We start from the raw sequence: 17,329 nt of genomic DNA, 5'->3' as shown, positions 1-17,329 counted from the left end.
AACCCCTTCTCGGTGCTTTTGTTCGACGAGATCGAAAAGGCGCACCCGTCCATCATGGACAAATTCCTGCAGATTCTGGAGGACGGCCGCATGACCGACGGCCAGGGCAACACGGTGTACTTCAGCGAGACAATCATCTTCTTCACGAGCAACGTGGGCATCTCCGAGGAGGTGCTCGACGAGCATGGCCGCGCCGTGGGGCGCCGCAACATCGTGCAGCCCGGCGAGCCCTACGACCAGATCGAACAGAAGGTGAAGGACGCCATGGCGGTGCATTTCAAGCCCGAGGTTCTGAACCGCATCGGCGAGAACATCGTGGTGTTCGACTACATCAGCGAGGAAGCGAGCGGGCTCATCGTGCGGGCGCAGCTCAGCAAGATCGTCGCCAACGTGGCCGCTCGCAGCGGCATACGCGTGGAGGTGTCCGATCCGTGCGTTGCGTGGTTCTGCCGCGAGGCGCTCGCGCCCGAGGTGCGCGAAAAAGGCGGCCGCGGCGTAGGCAATCTGGTGGAGGCACGCTTCCTCAATCCGCTGGCGAGCTTCGTGTTTGATGCGGCCTGCAGGCAGGACGATACCGTACGTGCCGACGCAACCGAGCGCGGCGTGGTGTTCAGCAAGGCTTAAACGAGTCCACGGATGCGTGGGGGCCTACCGCCGGTCGCAGCAAGCAAGGCACAGCCCGCTCGCCAGCGCCCGCTGCGCATCCCGACGCGCCCGCCTCGTCGCGCCCACCTACGTCCGCGGCGCGCGCCCACGCGCCCTACCCGTGTGCAACCGCAGAAATCCTGACGCGCTCCGAAAGAAAGGACCCCTCCATGAAACTTCAGTACGCTGCCATCAGCCTGACCGGAACGAACCACGAGTTCAACGAGGATCGCGCGCTCATGGGCATGCGGTCGCTGCCGCCCGAAAGCGGCGCTGTCGTGTGCGGCAAAGATAGGATGTCGCGTGTGTTTGCCGTGTTCGACGGTGTAGGCGGACACGGCGGCGGCGCCCAAGCGGCCGAGCAGGCACTCGCAGGATTCAGCTCCGCATGCGCGCAGGCGCATATCCAGCCTGGTCGCACTGCGGATGACGCCGCCGATGCTGAAGACGCTCCGCCCGCAGAAGACCCGCTCGTCGTGTGGCGCGCGGCGCTCGCCACCTGCCTCAAAGAGGCCAACGACGCCATACTCGCGGGCCGAGCCTGGGGCAAGCGCCTGGGATTCTGCGCTGCGGCAGGTCTCGCGCTCGACGAATTCGGCAATGTGCACGTATTTCACGCCGGAGACGTGCGCGTCTATCGTTTCCGTTCGCCTTACGCGATGCGGGTCACGAAGGACCACTCGCTCGCCGAGCAATGGCGTGATGAGCACCCTGGACAGCCCACGCCCAGCGACATCGCCCATACGATCACCCGAAGCTTGGGACATCCCGCCCCAGATGCCCATACAGCCGATGAAGCCTGGCCGTTCGAGATGGAGCAGCCCACGCCAGCGATGCCGGGCGATGTCTATATCGCCTGTTCGGATGGCATTTGGGAATACACCTCCGAAGAGGATTTCGAACGCGCTTTCTCCGATGCCGAATCGCCTGCCGACCTGGCAGACGCCTTGAGCGTCATCGCGGCGCAAGCGCGCGAGCGGGGATCCTACGACGACGCGACCATCGTGGCCGTGCGCATCGCCTAGCGCGGCCAGAGCCGAGCAGAACGAACACGCCAAGGGACTCAAAATCCGCCCTACATACAAGGTGCATCCCAGAATCGGACAAAAAATCGAGAATCTTTGTGAAAAAACGGGGTGAAAACCTCCCGTGGAAGCTTATTTCTTAATTGCCACCTGGGGTTTTAATCTTTTACGAAAGAAAGGCATGCGATTTTCGAACGCCAAACCACAAACATTCTCGATTTTTTGTCCGAAATCAAGAAACGCCTTGTATCGAGCCCCGATTTTGCGCAAAAGCCGGCGAAACATGAGCGATTCGCACGCTCTTCCTAGAATCTGAATCACGATACGACGCGAAGCTCGCCTTCGCGAAACGCTCCCGAAGCGCGCCGTCGAGGAATGCAGGCGCATAAACTAGGAAAGGGGCTCAAGATGGCCATCGATCGAACGCCGCGCAGATATGCGGCCGATACGCTACTCGACATGCCGAGCGACACAGTGCTCGATATGCAGGACGACACGTTGGTCGATATGCCAGGCGATACGCTGCTCGACATGCCAAGCGATACGCTGCTCAGCATGCCAAATGACACGTTTGCCAATGCGCAAAGCAGCACGGCACCCCATCCGAAGAGCACCGCGGCATACAACGCACCAGGCGAAACGACGCATAACGCATCAGGCGGCACGCCTTACAGCTCCACGGCCACGACGCTTGACATGCCTGCCGAAACCTTGGACCAGTCGGGCGATTCGCCCTGCCTTTCCGGCACCGATATCCCCTTCATGGGCGATGACGGAAAGGCCTACCTGCTGCACACAAGCGATATCCTGGGCTCGGGCGCGCAGGGCACCGTGGTGCGCGCCACCGATGAGACGGGCGCGCGCTATGCCGCCAAAATCAGTTGGATGCCCCGCAGCGCGAAAGACCGCATGAACCGCAATGCCGTGCTCGCGTTCCTGCGCTCGCTCATGACCGACCATCCCCTTCACGAGCGCCACTTCACCCAGACCCATCTGATGCCGGTCTACGCAATCGGCCAGGTGCGCGACGAGGTACCCGGCATGGGCGAGGCGACCTACGACGTGGCAATCATGCCCGTCTGCGACCCTTCGCTCGGCCACCGCACCGATGTGAGCTTCGAGGAAATCCGCGCGCTCATCCTGCCCCAGGCGGCAGCGGGCCTGCACCTTTTGCACGAGAACCGCATCGTGCACCGCGACATCAAGCCCAAAAATCTCTACATGCTCGACGGCAATCTGGTGCTGGGCGACTACGGCATCTCCAGCGTGCTCGACGCCGGACGCGACACGGGCTCCACCAAGATCGACCGCCGCACGCCGGGCTACTCGCCTCATTCCTCGGTGGTGCAGCGCGAGAACGACTGGTACTCGCTGGGCTATACCATCTGGACGCTTTACAACGGTGGACGCCACCCCCATCAGGCGCTCATCAACGCCGACGACCTTTCCTCGGTGCTCGCCGGCGGAAGGCCCGTGCCGTTCGCGGCCCACGAACCCGCCCATGAGACCTTGGGCGAGCTGATCTTCGGCCTCACGTACGCGTTCGCGGCGGGCCGCCTGGGCTACGACGACGTGATGCGCTGGTGCGAGGACCCCACCGCGTTCCATTACGCTGATCCCGTGCTCGACGGCACGGCGCAGCCCCATGCGCGCCGCGGCTATCAGTTCGAAGGCGCCGAATACCTCGACCGCACCTCGCTGGCAGACGCCCTGTGCACCCAGTGGGAACGCGCCAAGCGCCACCTCTACACTCATGCGCTGGAAGAGTACTTCCGCGGCGTCGGCGAGACCGACCTCGCCGTCGCGCTCAACGACATCGTGGAGATGGATAAGACCACCATTTCCGATCACGATCTGGGCCTTGCCCGAGCCCTCTCCCTCATCGACCCGCAGGGGCCGGCGTTCCGCTGGAAGGGGCGCTCGTTCGAGCTCAACGGCTTCGCCGACTTCTCCCATGCCGTCGGCGATTCCGAAGCGCTGGCGTTTCTCTCGTCGGGAATCATGTCGCGCTGGGCGCAAGACCACGGCGCCAACGACGCGGCCGACGTGCTGCGCGCCGTGGAATCGGACACGAAAAGCCAGCCCGAGTTCGCGCTGCAGTTCTGCCGCATGAAGTTCTCGGACAAAGACCCCGATTTCTACGGCGCGAAGACCGTCGATGAGTGCTTCGCGCGCATCTCTTCCTCGCCCGCCGGCTTCTACGCGATCGTGGACAGCTCCCGCTTCATGCATGAGCTCACGGGGTTCCTCGCCGCCGCGGGCCTGTTCTCGCAGGCGGAGATGCTCGATTGCACGCTCGACGAAGGAGGCGTCATGGCATGCGCCGGCCGCCTGCTTGCGCTGTTCGACGAGGCATGCAGCGACAAGGACGCTGTGCGCGCCTTCAACGCGCACTTCGGCCCGCTGGGGCATGTGGGCTGGATGGCCCGCAACACGGCCCTCTACGAGGCGCGCAGCGAAACCGCCCGCAATCTGCTGATGCGCGCCGCAGCGGCCCCCGACTGCACGCACATGCCCGTGGCGCAGGCCATCGAAACGCTGACTGCGGCCGAAAACGCGGTGCTCGACGTCCGCGCGCACATGGCCGAAAGCCCCTATATGGCGCGCTTGGGCCTGGCGGGCGAAAACGAGGACATCTTCGCGCGCAACGCGGACGCGTATTTCACGTCGGATTTCCAGGACCGCCTCCTGCCGCGCGGCTACATTCGCGAGATGGTCGATGCCTCCTGGGCGAACCCCGAAGCGGCGATGCAGCTGCAGAGGAACTACGTGGGCTCGGCCAAGGTTGGGCAACGCACGAACGCGGCCAAGGCGGCGCACGAGGCCGCCGGCCGCCTGCGCGAGGAGGCCGCGAAGCAATCGGTCGCACGGACGTCGGACGGCAGGAAGCTGCCCTGGGCGGTGGCGACAATCGTGCTGACCGTCGTGTTCGTCCTGATGCTGGCGACGATCTGGCCTCACATAACCATGACTTTGCACGTCGGCAACATCGAGCACAACGTGGGCGGATTCCTCTCGCAGCCCATCGCGCAAACCTTCACCCTGAGCGTGCTCGCGTTCGTGGGATTCCTCGTGGCGGTGTGCGTGTCCATGAGCTACCGCATCGCCGACATCGCGACGCTCGGTCGCAACCGAAGCATGGCGAACGAGACGATGGAGCTTGCCGCGCGCGTGGCAGAGGAAGGCCAGCAGATCAACGCCGGAATCGACGAAACCACCCAGATGCTCAAGCGCCTCGATACGGACATGCCTCCCACGCTGGGGGTCGATGCGCACCTGCGCTCGTGCGCATCGTACACGCAGGGCGAAGCGCGCGTGCGCCGCGGCCCGTGCGCCGTGCTGTTCTGGGCGGGCGCGACGCTCTGCGCCGTGTGCCTGTTCGCGCTCACCGTAAGCTGGCTGCCCTCCGCCGCAGCGGTCGGCCTGGACGTGCAGAACTTCGACCCCTCGCTCCTCCAGGGAATCTACCTTGCGGCGGCGATTGTGGCATTCGCGATCGCGGCATGGTGGGCCAGCAGCTCCAAGAGCATTCCCGGGACCTGCGCGATGTGTTTGGCCCCCACCGCCGGCGTGGTTGCGGCGTACGCGATCGTCACGATTATCACCATCGCGCTATTCGGCCTGGCCATCGCATTGATCCTCGGCATCATAAGCGCCATCTTTCGATAGTTGGTGCATGCGCGGCACCGACGCTGGCGCCGCGCATGGCACCCCCATCAGCCACCCCGTCAACCCACCATGTATCAACCCGTCCGACCAGCCCGCCACGTATCGGGCATCACCCCGCCCTTCCGACAAGCACGCTCGGCATCAAGAAAGGACAACCGTCATGGCCTCCGAAAACACAGCGAACGAACTTCCCGCCAACACCACCGTATCGTTTGCGGGCGATGTTCTTGCAGCGCGCATAGCCCCCCTCGTTTTCGCCGCGATGGTGGCGCTTATCGGGATGCTTACCATAACGGGAGCGTTCTCCGACTTCCGCGACGCCATCCAAAACAGCCCGAGCAACGACGATGCCGGCTTCTACGAATTCGTCTACGAGCAATACGGAGCTGCGACCTGGGACGACTGCTTCAGCGGACCGCTTGAAGATTTCATGCCCGCCGCCATCGACACCTCGAAGGCCACGGTGCCCGCGTCGAATGAGCCCGCAGCGTCCGACAGCAATGCCACGGAAGAGACGCCGGGTTCCGCCGACCCAACGGGTGCGGCTTCGGCGGACGAAGCCCCCGCAGACGAGACCCCGGCAGAATAGCCCCGCAAAGACAGACGAAGCATAGCAAGGAGGAGCCATGTCAGAACCCATCTATCAAAGCGACGACTACAGAGAAGTCGAGATACCCGCACTGTGCACCGAGGAAGACAACGCAAAGCGAGCCGAGATCGAGGTCTTGGGAGTTGCAGCCGTGGTGCTGGCGGCGCTCACGCTTTTCGCAGGCTGGCAGTTCCTCAAAGAGCTGTTCGGCTATCTGGAGCGGCAGTGGAGCTGGTATGCCCTGAGCTTCGGCATGCCGCTCGATATATCGGGGTTCATGGACCTCGCGTTCATCGGTCTCGCAGCATGCATGCTCGCCGCAGGTCAGCCGTATTTCGCACGCTTGATGCGCCGTCCCTGGGCAGGCTGGAGCGAGACGGCAATGGGCGTATACTGGCTCGGCAGCGCCGTGTGCGCATGGTGCTTCATGTCGGCCAGCAACGCCGGACTCCCGCTGGAAATAGCATCTCATCTGGGATTTCCCATGGGCGACTGGGGCGTTGCAGTGCAGCTGTCCTACATCGTTTTGAGCATTGTCGTCTACGTCCTCATCGCCGCACTCACCAAGAACAACCCCGGCCCGCTTGCCGCCTTGGGGCTGTGCCTCTCGCCCGTGGTGGCAGCGCTGAGCGGCTTCATCCTTGTCGCGATCGGTGTCGCCTATCTGGCCACCATCGCGTTCAAGAAGATCGGAGCGGCGTTGGATGCCGAGGACGAGAAAGAGAGCGAATGGACCGACGAGGACGACGAACTGCTCGAGGACCTCTGCCTCAAATGGCACAGGACCCGCGGGAAGCACGAGAACAAGTGGGACGATGACCCCGAAGATCGCGACACGAACTCTTCGTCCGTCCAGCATGACGGCGACGTCATATTCGATGGGAGCATCTTCGAAGCCGCGACAAAAGCGCACGCCGACAAGGACGACGATGCCGACGCCAAGGACGACGCCGACAACGACGAAAGCATCCGTAGTTCCGTCAGCAACGTGGACGCTTCTGAGCGCGAACACAGAGCTGAGAGCGGCGACGAGACGCAGCCTAAAAATGCCGGCCCAACATGTGCCTAGAGCTCACCCAGCACATCAGCCACTTCGAGCCATTCGTCCTCGAGCGCCCCTTTGGCAGCCTTGAGATCATTTAGTTCGCCCTGAAGGCGGCCCAGCGCCATGAAGTCGGTGGGGTCGGCGGCCGCCATCTCGGCCTGCTTTTCCTCCACGCGCTTGCCCGCCGTGGCGATGCGCTTCTCCAGGCTGCCGCGGCGCTTCTTAAGCTCGCGCAGCTCGGCGTTGGAAAGCGCAGGGACGGCCCGAGAGAACCCGTCGCCCGATATGGAGCCCGCCTCACCCTGATTCGCGCCTGTCTGGCCCGTCACCTCGGCGAAGGAACGCGCAGCCGCATCGCGCTCGTCGAGCAGCTCCAGGTATTCGTCCACGCCGCGCGGCACGTGGCGTAGTTTGCCGTCGATGAGCGCGAACTGGTCGTCGGTCACGCGTTCCATCAGGTAGCGGTCGTGCGTCACCATCACCAGCGTGCCTGCCCACGTGTCCAGCAAATCCTCCAGCACGGCGAGCATGTCGGTGTCCAGGTCGTTGCCGGGCTCGTCGAGGATGAGCACGTTGGGTTCTTCCAGCAGGATGAGCAGAAGCTGCAGGCGGCGCTTCTGGCCGCCGGACAAGTCGCAGATGCGCGTGTACAAATGCTTCGATGAGAATCCCAGACGTTCGAGCAGCTTGGCGGGCGTGGTCTCCTTGCCGTCCACCACCACGCGCGTCTTATGGCGCGACAGCACCTCGGTCACGCGGTACTTCCCCATCTCCTCCAGTTCATCGAGACGCTGTGAAAGCACGGCAAATTTGACCGTTTTACCTATCTTTACAAAGCCCGAAGTGGGTTGGATGGCGCCCTGAATGATTTTGAGCAGCGTGGTCTTGCCGGCGCCGTTCTCGCCCAGAATGCCGTAGCGGTCGCCCGGGCCGATCATCCAATCGATATTGTTCAGCACCGTTTTATCGCCGAACTTCTCGGTCACGCGCGTGAGCTCCACCACGCGTTTGCCCAGACGCTGCATGGCCGTTGCGCGCAGCTCGAGCGTGTTGCGCGCAGGCGGCTCGCCCTCGATGAGCTCGATAGCACGCTCCATGTGGAATTTGGGCTTGGTGGCACGCGCCCGGGCACCGCGCGAGAGCCATGCGAGCTCCTTGCGAGCCAGGCTCTTGCGGCGCTGCTCGGCCACCTGCGCCACGCGTTCGCGCTCCACACGCTGCAGGATGTAGGCGGAATAGCCGCCCTCGAACGGATCGACCTGCCCGTCGTGAACCTCCCACATGCTCGTGGCCACCTCGTCGAGGAACCAGCGGTCGTGCGTAACCACCAGAAGCGCACCCTGCCCCTTGGGCCAGCGCGACGTCAGGTGGCGCGCCAGCCATGCGATTGCGCGCATGTCCAGGTGGTTCGTGGGTTCGTCCAACATCAGTACATCCCAGTCGCCGATGAGCAGTCGCGTGAGGTCAACGCGACGGCGCTGGCCGCCCGAAAGCGTGCCCACCTTGGCGTCCCAGGGAATGTCGGCGATAAGCGCAGAGATGATCTCGCGAATACGCGCGTCGCCCGCCCACAGATATTCAGGCATATCGCCCACCACGGCATGCTCAACCGTTTCGTCGTCGGCTAGATCGTCGGTCTGGCCCAAGAGACCCATGGTCAGGCCGCGCGTGCGACGAACCAGGCCGCCTTCGAGCTCGACCGTGCCGGCAAACACGCCCAAAAGCGTGGACTTGCCATCGCCGTTCTGGCCCACGATGCCGATGCGGTCACCCTCGTGGACGCCCAGCGTCACATCGTCCAGGACCTTCTTAGTGGGATATTCCAAACAAGCGCCTTCGCACCCAAACATAAACGCCACGTACGTTCCTTCTCTCGCGTGAAAGCGCGCAGACGATGAGACGCGCTGCAGTGATTGTCGCGCACGTCATTTCGAATGCCGCGCATAGCCATCGTGAGGCTTGCTCATTATGAATCTTGCCCATTATAGAGCCTCGCGCATTGGCTCGCTCGATGGAGCCTCCTTCCCCATCAGACCCCCGCGCACGCATCCCCGCTGCACCTGCGAGGGCCCCATGGCCTACCCAGGCCGAGCCCAAAGGAGCGCCGTGACCAAACCGTCACTGAGCGTCACCGTGCTGAAACCTGACCGTCAACGCATCGCAAGCACCGTGCGGTATACAGGATAGGGGGCGCGGAATGCCAATACGAACCACCATTTGGCCCTGACACGAATCATCCGACCCGCGCCCCTTTTCGCGACCGAAAGGGGCAGCCATGCAGAAGCCCATTTACACCAACGATATATCACGCAAGCGCACGGCGGGCGGCATCATCGGACGCATCGTGAAGTGGACGCTCATCCTCGTGCTGCTCGCCTGTGCCGGCGCTGCCGCGTATTTTGGCGTGCGCGGGTGGGCGCTGTACGAGCAGGCGTCGCAGGAGAAGAGCGTCGAGCAGATGGCGGAGGACATCCGATCGCAGGCGGACTACGTGGAACTCGACGAACTGCCGATCATATACACGAACGCCGTGGTGGCCGTGGAAGATCATCGCTTCTGGCAACACCCCGGCTTTGACGTGCTAGCCACCGGGCGGGCGCTCGTGAACGACATCCGCGCGGGCGAGATAGTCGAGGGCGGTTCCACAATTACCCAGCAGCTGGCCAAAAACGAGTTCTTCACGCAGGAGCAGGTCATTGAACGTAAGGTGGCGGAGGCGTTCATGGCGTTCGACATCGAATCGAAGCTGCCGAAAAGCGAAATCCTGGAGCTGTACGTAAATTCGATCTATTTTGGCGACGGCTATGAGGGTATCGGCGCGGCATGCGCGGGCTATCTGAACAAAGCGGCATCCGAGATGACCGATTGCGAGGCCACGCTCATGGCCGGCATCCCCAACGCGCCGAGCGCCTACGCCCCCACGGAGCATCCTGAGCTCGCGCGCCAACGCCAGATGCAGGTGCTGCGCGCCATGGTGAAATACGGCGCCCTCACCCAGCAGCAAGCCGACGAGATAGCCGCCAACCCCTGTGAAATCAACGGCTAGAGAAGCGGACAACGCGCATGCCATCCCCCCCCGAATCCAACGAACATCCATTTATTATTCGCTCGCTTCTAGGGGAGAGCACCGAGGAAACTATTCGCTGCGTTCTGTTTTAAGAATCTCGCATTTAACAAGATCGATTACCTCCTGCTTACTATGGACTCCTAGCTTCGCATAGAGCCCCTTGGAATACGTCTGGACGCTTCCCACCGAAACATGAAGCTCCTCTGCTATCTTTTTCTTCGTGTTCCCCTCAGATAGAAGCATGAGAACATCCATTTCTCGCTCAGTAAGCAAGAAACGCTCTCCCAAACGAACGCAAGCTTGAGAACGGTCGTTGGATAAATTGTTATGCGAGTCAGACGAGATCGCTGGCAATGTGGAATTGCGCTGAAGCGCCAAGTATTTAAATGTTAGCACCATTAATACAAATGCCGCCGCTAAGACAAGAGCAAGCATAAGAGTTTGCGAAGGAATAATAGAGCTAATCGCCCCCCACGTTCCATAAAACACATACGCAACCAGCCAAGTGATAGATATCACTGGTAGGAAAAACGATGCAGCAAGCATCGAAAACGATATTGAGTAATCCTTTGCCATCACCATAAGAAGCAACCATAGAAGAAGCATAGAGAAAGCGCGTGTGGGAAGAACGACGGCATTGCACACCCCAACAAGGGAATCCCAGAACAATGCAACGACATACAAGACGCCGATGCAAAGCGCCACAAAGCATGGCACGAAATACGAATGCTTAGTTAAAATGCTAGGACGTTTTAAAACAGCAGCAGAAAAAACCAGGGCCATCAGCAATAGCAGCAGCTTGTGAGAAGGCTCCCTCATTATTGAGGACACGCTTTCGCCCATTCCTTCTGTATTGACGCTCCAGTATGCGCTGCTGAACAAAAGGTACATCCCCAGTATGCCGCATGCCATAAATTGTGGACTTTTCCCGATACGATCAGTAACGCACGCGAGACCTTCCCGATAATCAACCCAAGCTATGCGTCGCACACCCGTCGTAGTGAGCAACAGGGCCCCAGAGAGAGGGGGATAAATAATCTGCAACTGCCCCTCATGGACGCTCAAAAGAGATGCAACCTGCGACCCTACAAACGCAATCAAAACTGAACAAGCAAACGATAAGGCGACCTCAAATAACGGTCCAGAGCCAGAAAACGACTCAAATCGCCTTGCCCAAAGGAACGTCAAAACAAAAATGAGTAGCGAATAGAGAAACGCATTAATCGAGCACGCAAACACGTACCCCATCGTTCCCTCATCTAGAAAAGCAAATACGACAACACTTAACGAAAAAAGTACGAGAAGACAGACGAGAGTTAAAGAAAGGTTCTGGCAAAAACGTACAAGATGTTTCCGTCCGGCAAAAAAGACAACACCCAAAGCTGCAATCATCAAGCAGACGCCCGTTGTATATCCCGCATGAGGACCAAACCCTCCCGCAATCGTCCCAAAAAGAGACGGTGGAAATATTTGATTGATAATCGCTTGCCAATACAGAGCTAAACCAACAATAAAAGCAACGCTTCTACTCTCTCCACTCATCCCTTTCCCTCCCCGTAGGAATGTTGCATAAGCAATGAGGCGTCTTGCAATCTCTTGACGATAGGAGCATAAAACAATTAATGCATGATATCTAGAAGAAATAATGCATGCCAATATCAACGTTTTCCCAGTTCATATAGTCATTACCATAAAATATGGCAGCAAAAATACCAATAATATATGTTTTATGGCGTGCGTATATATTAGGCAAGCCCCATCATTGTTCCCGCCTTTATAGGCAATGTGCAGTATTGCCGGATCTCGGAAAGGAGAGGGAGATTATGGGAACCTTGAATCGACGTGACTTCATGAAAGGTGGTGCCGCAATCGCCTCCGGAGCCGCGTTGTTCGGTCTAGCCGGCTGCTCGCCCAGTACGACAGAAGACGAATCGCCCGCCGAACAAAGCACGCTCCCAATCGATCTTCAAATGTCGGACGTCGAAAACAGCTCCGTCGAGCTAGATCCTATTACATCGTTCGAAGACGAACAGACCTACGACATCGTTGTCGTGGGCGCCGGGTGCGCAGGTGTGCCCGCCGTGCTGACCGCCGTGGAAGAAGGAGCAACGGTTGCATGCCTCCAGAAGCAAGGATCCGTCGCGGCGAATGGGTATGGCTCGAGCGCTATCTGCCTCGAGGGGTCTACCTCCGCTGGACTTAAACGCTGGATGGAAGATTTCTGCGAAACCGATGACGACCGAGTCAACAGGGGACTTTTTCAACATCATCTCGACCATTCTGGCGAAACCCTTAGCTGGATAATCCAACGTGCAAACGAAGCAGGCGTCGAAGGAATAACATATTCCACGACCAGCACCGTTGCGTATGACGACAACCAGGTGGCAGCGGTTTTTGACATCTCCGTTGGAAGCGGAAACACACAGATGATGACCGCGCTTGCCGACTACGCCGCACAACAAGGCGCAGTCTTCTACTACGACACTCCGGCGGTTCAACTTGTCCAGGATGAGGATGGCACCGTCACAGGCGTCATCGGCAAAACGGGTGAAAGCTCTTATATCAAAGTCAATGCCACTAAGGGAGTCGTTCTCGCCACGGGTGACTATATGAATAACGACTCTCTCATGAACCGCTACTCGAGAGACGTATACAAGCGCTACCTCTATCTGCAGGACAACCGCACCGGCGATGGCCAGATTCTCGGAATTCTTGCCGGGGCACGCATCGCGCCGCCCTGCCACGCGCGCCAAGTTCATGGCGTCATTCCTTGGTTTATGAAAACACCTTTGTTGATGCTTAATTCCAAGGGCGAACGATTTATCAATGAACAGATTAAAATGACCTCTTGGAACAGTGCAGCAACCTCGCAGTACCCCGCCGGTGAAGAGGTAGTACTTTACCGGTTCTTCGACTCGGAATACGAGACGAAATACGCCGAAACTCAACCTATTCCTCCAAAGGATGCACTGCTTGACCCCGCAATAGACGAAGGCAATCCCACCTCCGTCTATGACTTCCACAATGCATTCCATCGTGCCGATACCATTGAAGAGCTCTGCGAACAGGTTGGTCTACCCTACGAAACCGTTCAGCAGTCAATCGAGCGCTATAACGAGCTTGCGGCAAAAGGCGTAGATGACGATTTCGGCGTAGAAGGCTCTCAGCTCAAGGCCATCGAATCCGCTCCGTTCTACTGCATTAGAGACCAGCTTGGCCTTGCAGCTATCAACGGCGGCTTCACCGTCGATAATAACTATCAAGCAATCGACGCCGAGGGAAATCCGATTCCCCACCTCTGGGGGGCAGGCGTTTGTGCCGACAACGTATGCGGTGGCATCAATTGGGGCATGCCGGGAGGTTTCTCCAACAGCCATTGCTTCACCTCTGGACGTTATACGGTTCTGTGCGCACTACGCGGTGAGCCCACTCCGTCCAACCCTTGCACATTCGAACAGGTCGAAGATTACTATCGCGAGGCAGGCACAATAGCCTGGGAGGATACAAGCGCCGCGCTAAAAGAGCCAGACATCTGGTAAAACACGTTCCGCTTACTGCAAGCTTCCCCTCCTAGCTTGCATCCGGAGACCCGATAGAGAGAAGTGGGCGTCGCTCGCCGCTTCTCTCTATCGCAAAATAGCCAAGGCAATCTCACGCTTTGGCTATTTTGGCCAAATCCCTACGCACCAGCGCACGAAGATACTCAGACCTGCTCAATCCTAGACTTGCCGCTCGAGCATCCATAGCAGCAATTTCGCTTGCCGTGTCTTTATAGGTGACGGATTTGAGTGCCTCCTCAAAAAGCTGGGGCCTGCCACGCACAATGCGAGTTTCCCCCTCGGGCCACTCGCCATCCTCGAATTGTTCAGCGATGCGCTCTAGTTGCTCATCGGTAAGCACCGTGCCATTTTTCGTTACAACACTCATTTTCTCACCTGCCTTTTCTCATCTCTTTCATGGTCTTTTTTTGACGGCGGCGTCATAGCATGAAAGACATGCACCGAGTCAATACCGGTCATGACCGCCACCATTTCTAAAAGCCTCCCCCGTGAGTCAAACCCGACAGCAACCAGAATCGGGTCCGGCGTGTCTTGACCCAGACGCTCGACAACCATAATTGCATTGCGCCACGCATGAACCACATCGGCAGCACAGATTTCCGGATGTCGCCGTATAACGCGAGGGTTCACCTCCACCCTTTCCACGAAATCCACCTCCATGAATTTCGTCTTACTTAATTATAAGACGAAATATATGAATTAGCCATTACTCCGTTTGCGATATGCATTCAATCGTAGCCTGAAAACCTTGCCAAAGCCTTTCCCGAAGCTTCTTGCCTTTTAGCCTCAATTCTTGCCGTTCTACTAACACGTCATAAAGAAAATTTTGAGATAACCCCCTCTGATCCAAGCTGATTTACGTGGCGATTTCAGTCTGTTTTTCTCTGAAATCTTGCCGATTTCTTGCCGGCTTCTCACTTGCCGGACGAAGCGACCATTTGCTACACTGCGCAACGGATTGTTCTGCGCGAGCCCATATGCCAAGCTTGCGCTTCGAGAAAGGTCGAGGTTCGGTGAAGTTCTAGACGATGCGCTTTCGCGGTGTGCCCCGCATTCCGCACCCCTTGCGCCACCACGCTCATTCCCGGCCGCCCAAGCGGCATGTTCGGCTGCGCGCTATGGCATCGTCACAATCTCAATCATTTCGCTTCTGACCTCCATTTTCGCGTAGCCTCCTACCCAATCGGAGGCATCCATGGCCAAAATCCAAACGCTCACGCTTTCGCATATTACCTACGCATACCCCGACTCGCCCGCTCCGGTGTTTAGCGACGTATCGGCAACGTTCCCGCCCGGATGGACTGGCGTCGTGGGCGACAACGGCTGCGGAAAATCTACCCTGGCACGCATCGCGTGCGGACTCATCGCGCCCGACGCGGGCAGCGTGACGCCGCGCCTCACGTTCGCCTTCTGCGCCCAGGATGCGGGCCTTGAACCCGACATGCTCTACGACTTCGCCTGCGACTACTCGCCCGATGCCACGCGCTTGCGACGCATGCTCAACATCGATGACGACATGCCATGGCGCTTCGGCGAACTTTCGGGCGGGGAGCAGAAGAAAATCCAGGTAGCCGTAGCTCTGTGGCGCAACCCCGAGCTGCTGGTCATCGATGAGCCCACCAATCACGTGGATGCCGCCTGCCGCGAGCAGATTCGCATCGCGCTTGCAAGCTATAAAGGCATCGGCCTGCTCGTGTCGCACGACCGCATGCTGCTCGACGCCCTGGTCACACGCTGCCTCTGCTTTGAAGCGGGGCGTGCAGTCATGCGTCCCGGCACCTACTCGCAGGCGCATGCTCAGGCAGAGCTCGAACGAGAGAGCATCGCACATGCGCGCGCCGTCGCGAAATCCGAAGAGAAGCGCCTCCACGCCGAATACGTCAAGCGGGCGGAAGAAGCTTCGCGGTCGGCAGCCAAGCGAAGCGCCCGGCACCTCGACCCGAAAGATCACGACGCGAAAGGGCGTATCCAGCTCGCCGTGTACACCGGAAAAGACGGCGTGGCGGGCAAGCTGGCCACCCGCATGGAGGCGCGTGTCGATCGAGCGCACGCCGCAACCGATTCCCTACGCGTGGAGAAACGCTACGAAGGCGACCTGTGGATGGATGCCGCGCCCAATCCGCGTAAAACCCTGCTCCATCTGGAGCCGGGCATAATCCCCTGCGGCCCCGATCGCATGCTTGAGCTGCCCGATCTGTACCTGGGAAACGTCGACCACCTGGGCATACGCGGACCGAACGGCGCCGGCAAGACCACGCTGCTGCACCACATCATGACGCTACTCGCCCAGCGAGAGTCAGCTGGTGTCGGCGTGCGCACGCTCTTCATGCCCCAGGAAATCGACGAGGCTGAAGCCCGCTCCATTCTCGACAGCGTGCGTCTGATGCCGCAAGCGGAGCGCGGCAAGCTGCTCTCCATCGTGGCGCAGCTCGATTCGAGCCCCGAGCGCATCCTGGCAGGCGACACGGTAAGCTCGGGCGAGCTGCGCAAGCTGATGCTCGCCCGCGGAATCCTCGATGCGCCCGAGCTCATCGTGATGGACGAACCCACCAACCACCTGGATATTCATTCGGTCGAGGCGCTCGAGCGCGCACTCGCGGCATTCCCCGGCGCACTCGTGCTGGTAAGCCACGACGACGCCTTCCTTACCGCCTGCTGCACGCGATTCCTCGAGCTCTCGCCCGGCCCGACGCATACGGAATGTCGCCTGCTGTAAACGCTTCAGCGCAGGGGCGAAGGCCGGCCAGCGCCTTCTCACGTGGACATTCCGCGAATCCTTCTTTGCATGGATTTTACTTTGGTTGTCTAAATAATAGAATGGCTAAGCATTATCAACCCTCGAAGAAAGCCGCTCCATGAATCCTCTCCGCAAGGCATACTGCCGCATCTTCCAGACCTGCTTCCGCATCGCGCTGCCCGTGCTCCCCTACCGCGAGCCCGAGCCGCTGGCCTCGTTCGAAGACGCCGCCGCGCTGCTCGCAAGCAAAGGCGCCAAGCGACCGCTCATCGTGACCGACGCCACCATCGAGAAGTTGGGGCTCACCTCCGAGCTCAAGAGCGCCCTCGAAGCGCACGGCATCGAATACCGCGTGTTCGCCGACGTGGTGCCCAATCCCACCGTGTCCAACGTGGAGGCTGCTCGCACGCAGTACCTGAACGAGGGCTGCGACGCCATCATCGCGTTCGGCGGCGGCAGCGCCATGGACTGCGCGAAGGCCATGGGCGCGCGCATCGTGCGTCCCAATAAGCCCGTGTCCAAGATGCGCGGCCTACTGAAGATCCTGCATCGCCTGCCGCTGTTCATCGCCGTGCCCACCACCGCCGGCACCGGATCGGAAACCACGCTGGCGGCCGTCATCACCGACGACGCCACGCACTACAAATACCCCATCAACGACTTCAGCCTCATCCCGCACTACGCGGTGCTCGACTACCGCACCACGCTGGGCCTGCCCAAGCACGTGACCTCGACCACCGGCATGGACGCGCTCGTGCACGCAGTGGAAGCGTTCATCGGCCGCTCCACCACCGCCGATACGCGCGCCCGCGCCATCGAGGCTACCACGCTCATCCGCCGCTACCTGCGCCGCGCCTACGAGAACGGCCAGGATGCCGAGGCGCGAGAAGGCATGCTGCGCGCCGCGTATGCCGCCGGCCTCGCGTTCACCAAGTCCTACGTGGGCTACGTCCACGGCGTGGCGCACTCGCTGGGCGGCCAATACGGGATCG

The 17,329-nt window shown here is 60.0% G+C and carries 13 protein-coding genes; 9 read left to right on the top strand and 4 right to left on the bottom strand.

Going from position 1 to position 17,329, the window contains the following annotated elements; genetic code table 11:
* The 5 genes from Q0J60_RS06680 to Q0J60_RS06660 form a co-directional block, all read left to right on the top strand.
* On the top strand, positions 1–624 hold a 624-nt coding region (locus Q0J60_RS06680; RefSeq protein WP_294439774.1), incomplete at its 5' end, for an AAA family ATPase.
* A 191-nt stretch (positions 625–815) separates the two neighbouring features.
* Complete coding sequence (locus Q0J60_RS06675) at positions 816–1,670, top strand: PP2C family serine/threonine-protein phosphatase (protein WP_294439772.1); 855 nt, start codon at positions 816–818, stop codon at positions 1,668–1,670.
* 408 nt (positions 1,671–2,078) lie between these two features.
* Complete coding sequence (locus tag Q0J60_RS06670; protein ID WP_294439770.1) at positions 2,079–5,339, top strand: protein kinase family protein; 3,261 nt, start codon at positions 2,079–2,081, stop codon at positions 5,337–5,339.
* A 160-nt stretch (positions 5,340–5,499) separates the two neighbouring features.
* Positions 5,500–5,928 carry a hypothetical protein gene (locus tag Q0J60_RS06665; protein ID WP_294439768.1) on the top strand — a complete coding sequence of 143 codons (429 nt, stop codon included), beginning with the start codon at positions 5,500–5,502 and terminating at the stop codon, positions 5,926–5,928.
* Between the two features lie 37 nt (positions 5,929–5,965).
* Entirely contained in the window at positions 5,966–6,997 is a 1,032-nt protein-coding gene (locus Q0J60_RS06660; protein ID WP_294439766.1) for a hypothetical protein, read from the top strand.
* Here Q0J60_RS06660 and Q0J60_RS06655 read toward each other — a convergent pair.
* A complete protein-coding gene (locus tag Q0J60_RS06655; RefSeq protein ID WP_294439776.1) occupies positions 6,994–8,823 on the bottom strand; it encodes an ABC-F family ATP-binding cassette domain-containing protein in 1,830 nt (609 codons plus the stop codon). The two genes, Q0J60_RS06660 and Q0J60_RS06655, sit on opposite strands and share 4 nt — an antisense overlap.
* A gap of 425 nt (positions 8,824–9,248) precedes the next feature.
* On the opposite strand from Q0J60_RS06655, the gene Q0J60_RS06650 reads away from it, so the two are divergent.
* Entirely contained in the window at positions 9,249–10,019 is a 771-nt protein-coding gene (locus Q0J60_RS06650) for a transglycosylase domain-containing protein (protein WP_294439764.1), read from the top strand.
* Between the two features lie 90 nt (positions 10,020–10,109).
* Here the strand turns inward: Q0J60_RS06650 and Q0J60_RS06645 are convergent, their stop codons facing one another.
* A complete protein-coding gene (locus Q0J60_RS06645) occupies positions 10,110–11,582 on the bottom strand; it encodes a LuxR C-terminal-related transcriptional regulator (protein WP_294439763.1) in 1,473 nt (490 codons plus the stop codon).
* Positions 11,583–11,863: 281 nt separating this feature from the next.
* Between Q0J60_RS06645 and Q0J60_RS06640 the strand changes: the two genes are divergently transcribed.
* Entirely contained in the window at positions 11,864–13,579 is a 1,716-nt protein-coding gene (locus Q0J60_RS06640; protein ID WP_294439762.1) for an FAD-dependent oxidoreductase, read from the top strand.
* 112 nt (positions 13,580–13,691) lie between these two features.
* Here Q0J60_RS06640 and Q0J60_RS06635 read toward each other — a convergent pair whose 3' ends face one another.
* Positions 13,692–13,967, bottom strand: coding sequence for a toxin-antitoxin system antitoxin subunit (locus Q0J60_RS06635; protein WP_294439761.1), 276 nt, complete (start codon positions 13,965–13,967; stop codon positions 13,692–13,694).
* Positions 13,964–14,260: a hypothetical protein gene (locus tag Q0J60_RS06630; RefSeq protein WP_294439760.1), complete on the bottom strand. Its 297-nt coding sequence runs from the start codon at positions 14,258–14,260 to the stop codon at positions 13,964–13,966. Before Q0J60_RS06630 ends, Q0J60_RS06635 begins: the two co-directional genes overlap by 4 nt.
* A gap of 535 nt (positions 14,261–14,795) precedes the next feature.
* On the opposite strand from Q0J60_RS06630, the gene Q0J60_RS06625 reads away from it, so the two are divergent.
* Together Q0J60_RS06625 and Q0J60_RS06620 are read left to right on the top strand one after the other, a co-directional pair.
* Positions 14,796–16,316: an ATP-binding cassette domain-containing protein gene (locus Q0J60_RS06625; protein ID WP_294439759.1), complete on the top strand. Its 1,521-nt coding sequence runs from the start codon at positions 14,796–14,798 to the stop codon at positions 16,314–16,316.
* Between the two features lie 139 nt (positions 16,317–16,455).
* The coding region (locus tag Q0J60_RS06620; protein ID WP_294439758.1) for an iron-containing alcohol dehydrogenase at positions 16,456–17,329 on the top strand (874 nt) is incomplete at its 3' end.

The organism is uncultured Slackia sp., from assembly GCF_944321625.1.
Taxonomy (GTDB): Bacteria; Actinomycetota; Coriobacteriia; order Coriobacteriales; family Eggerthellaceae; genus Slackia.
Note: the sequence above shows the minus strand (reverse complement) of the source record. Positions and strands in the feature narration are given on the sequence as shown.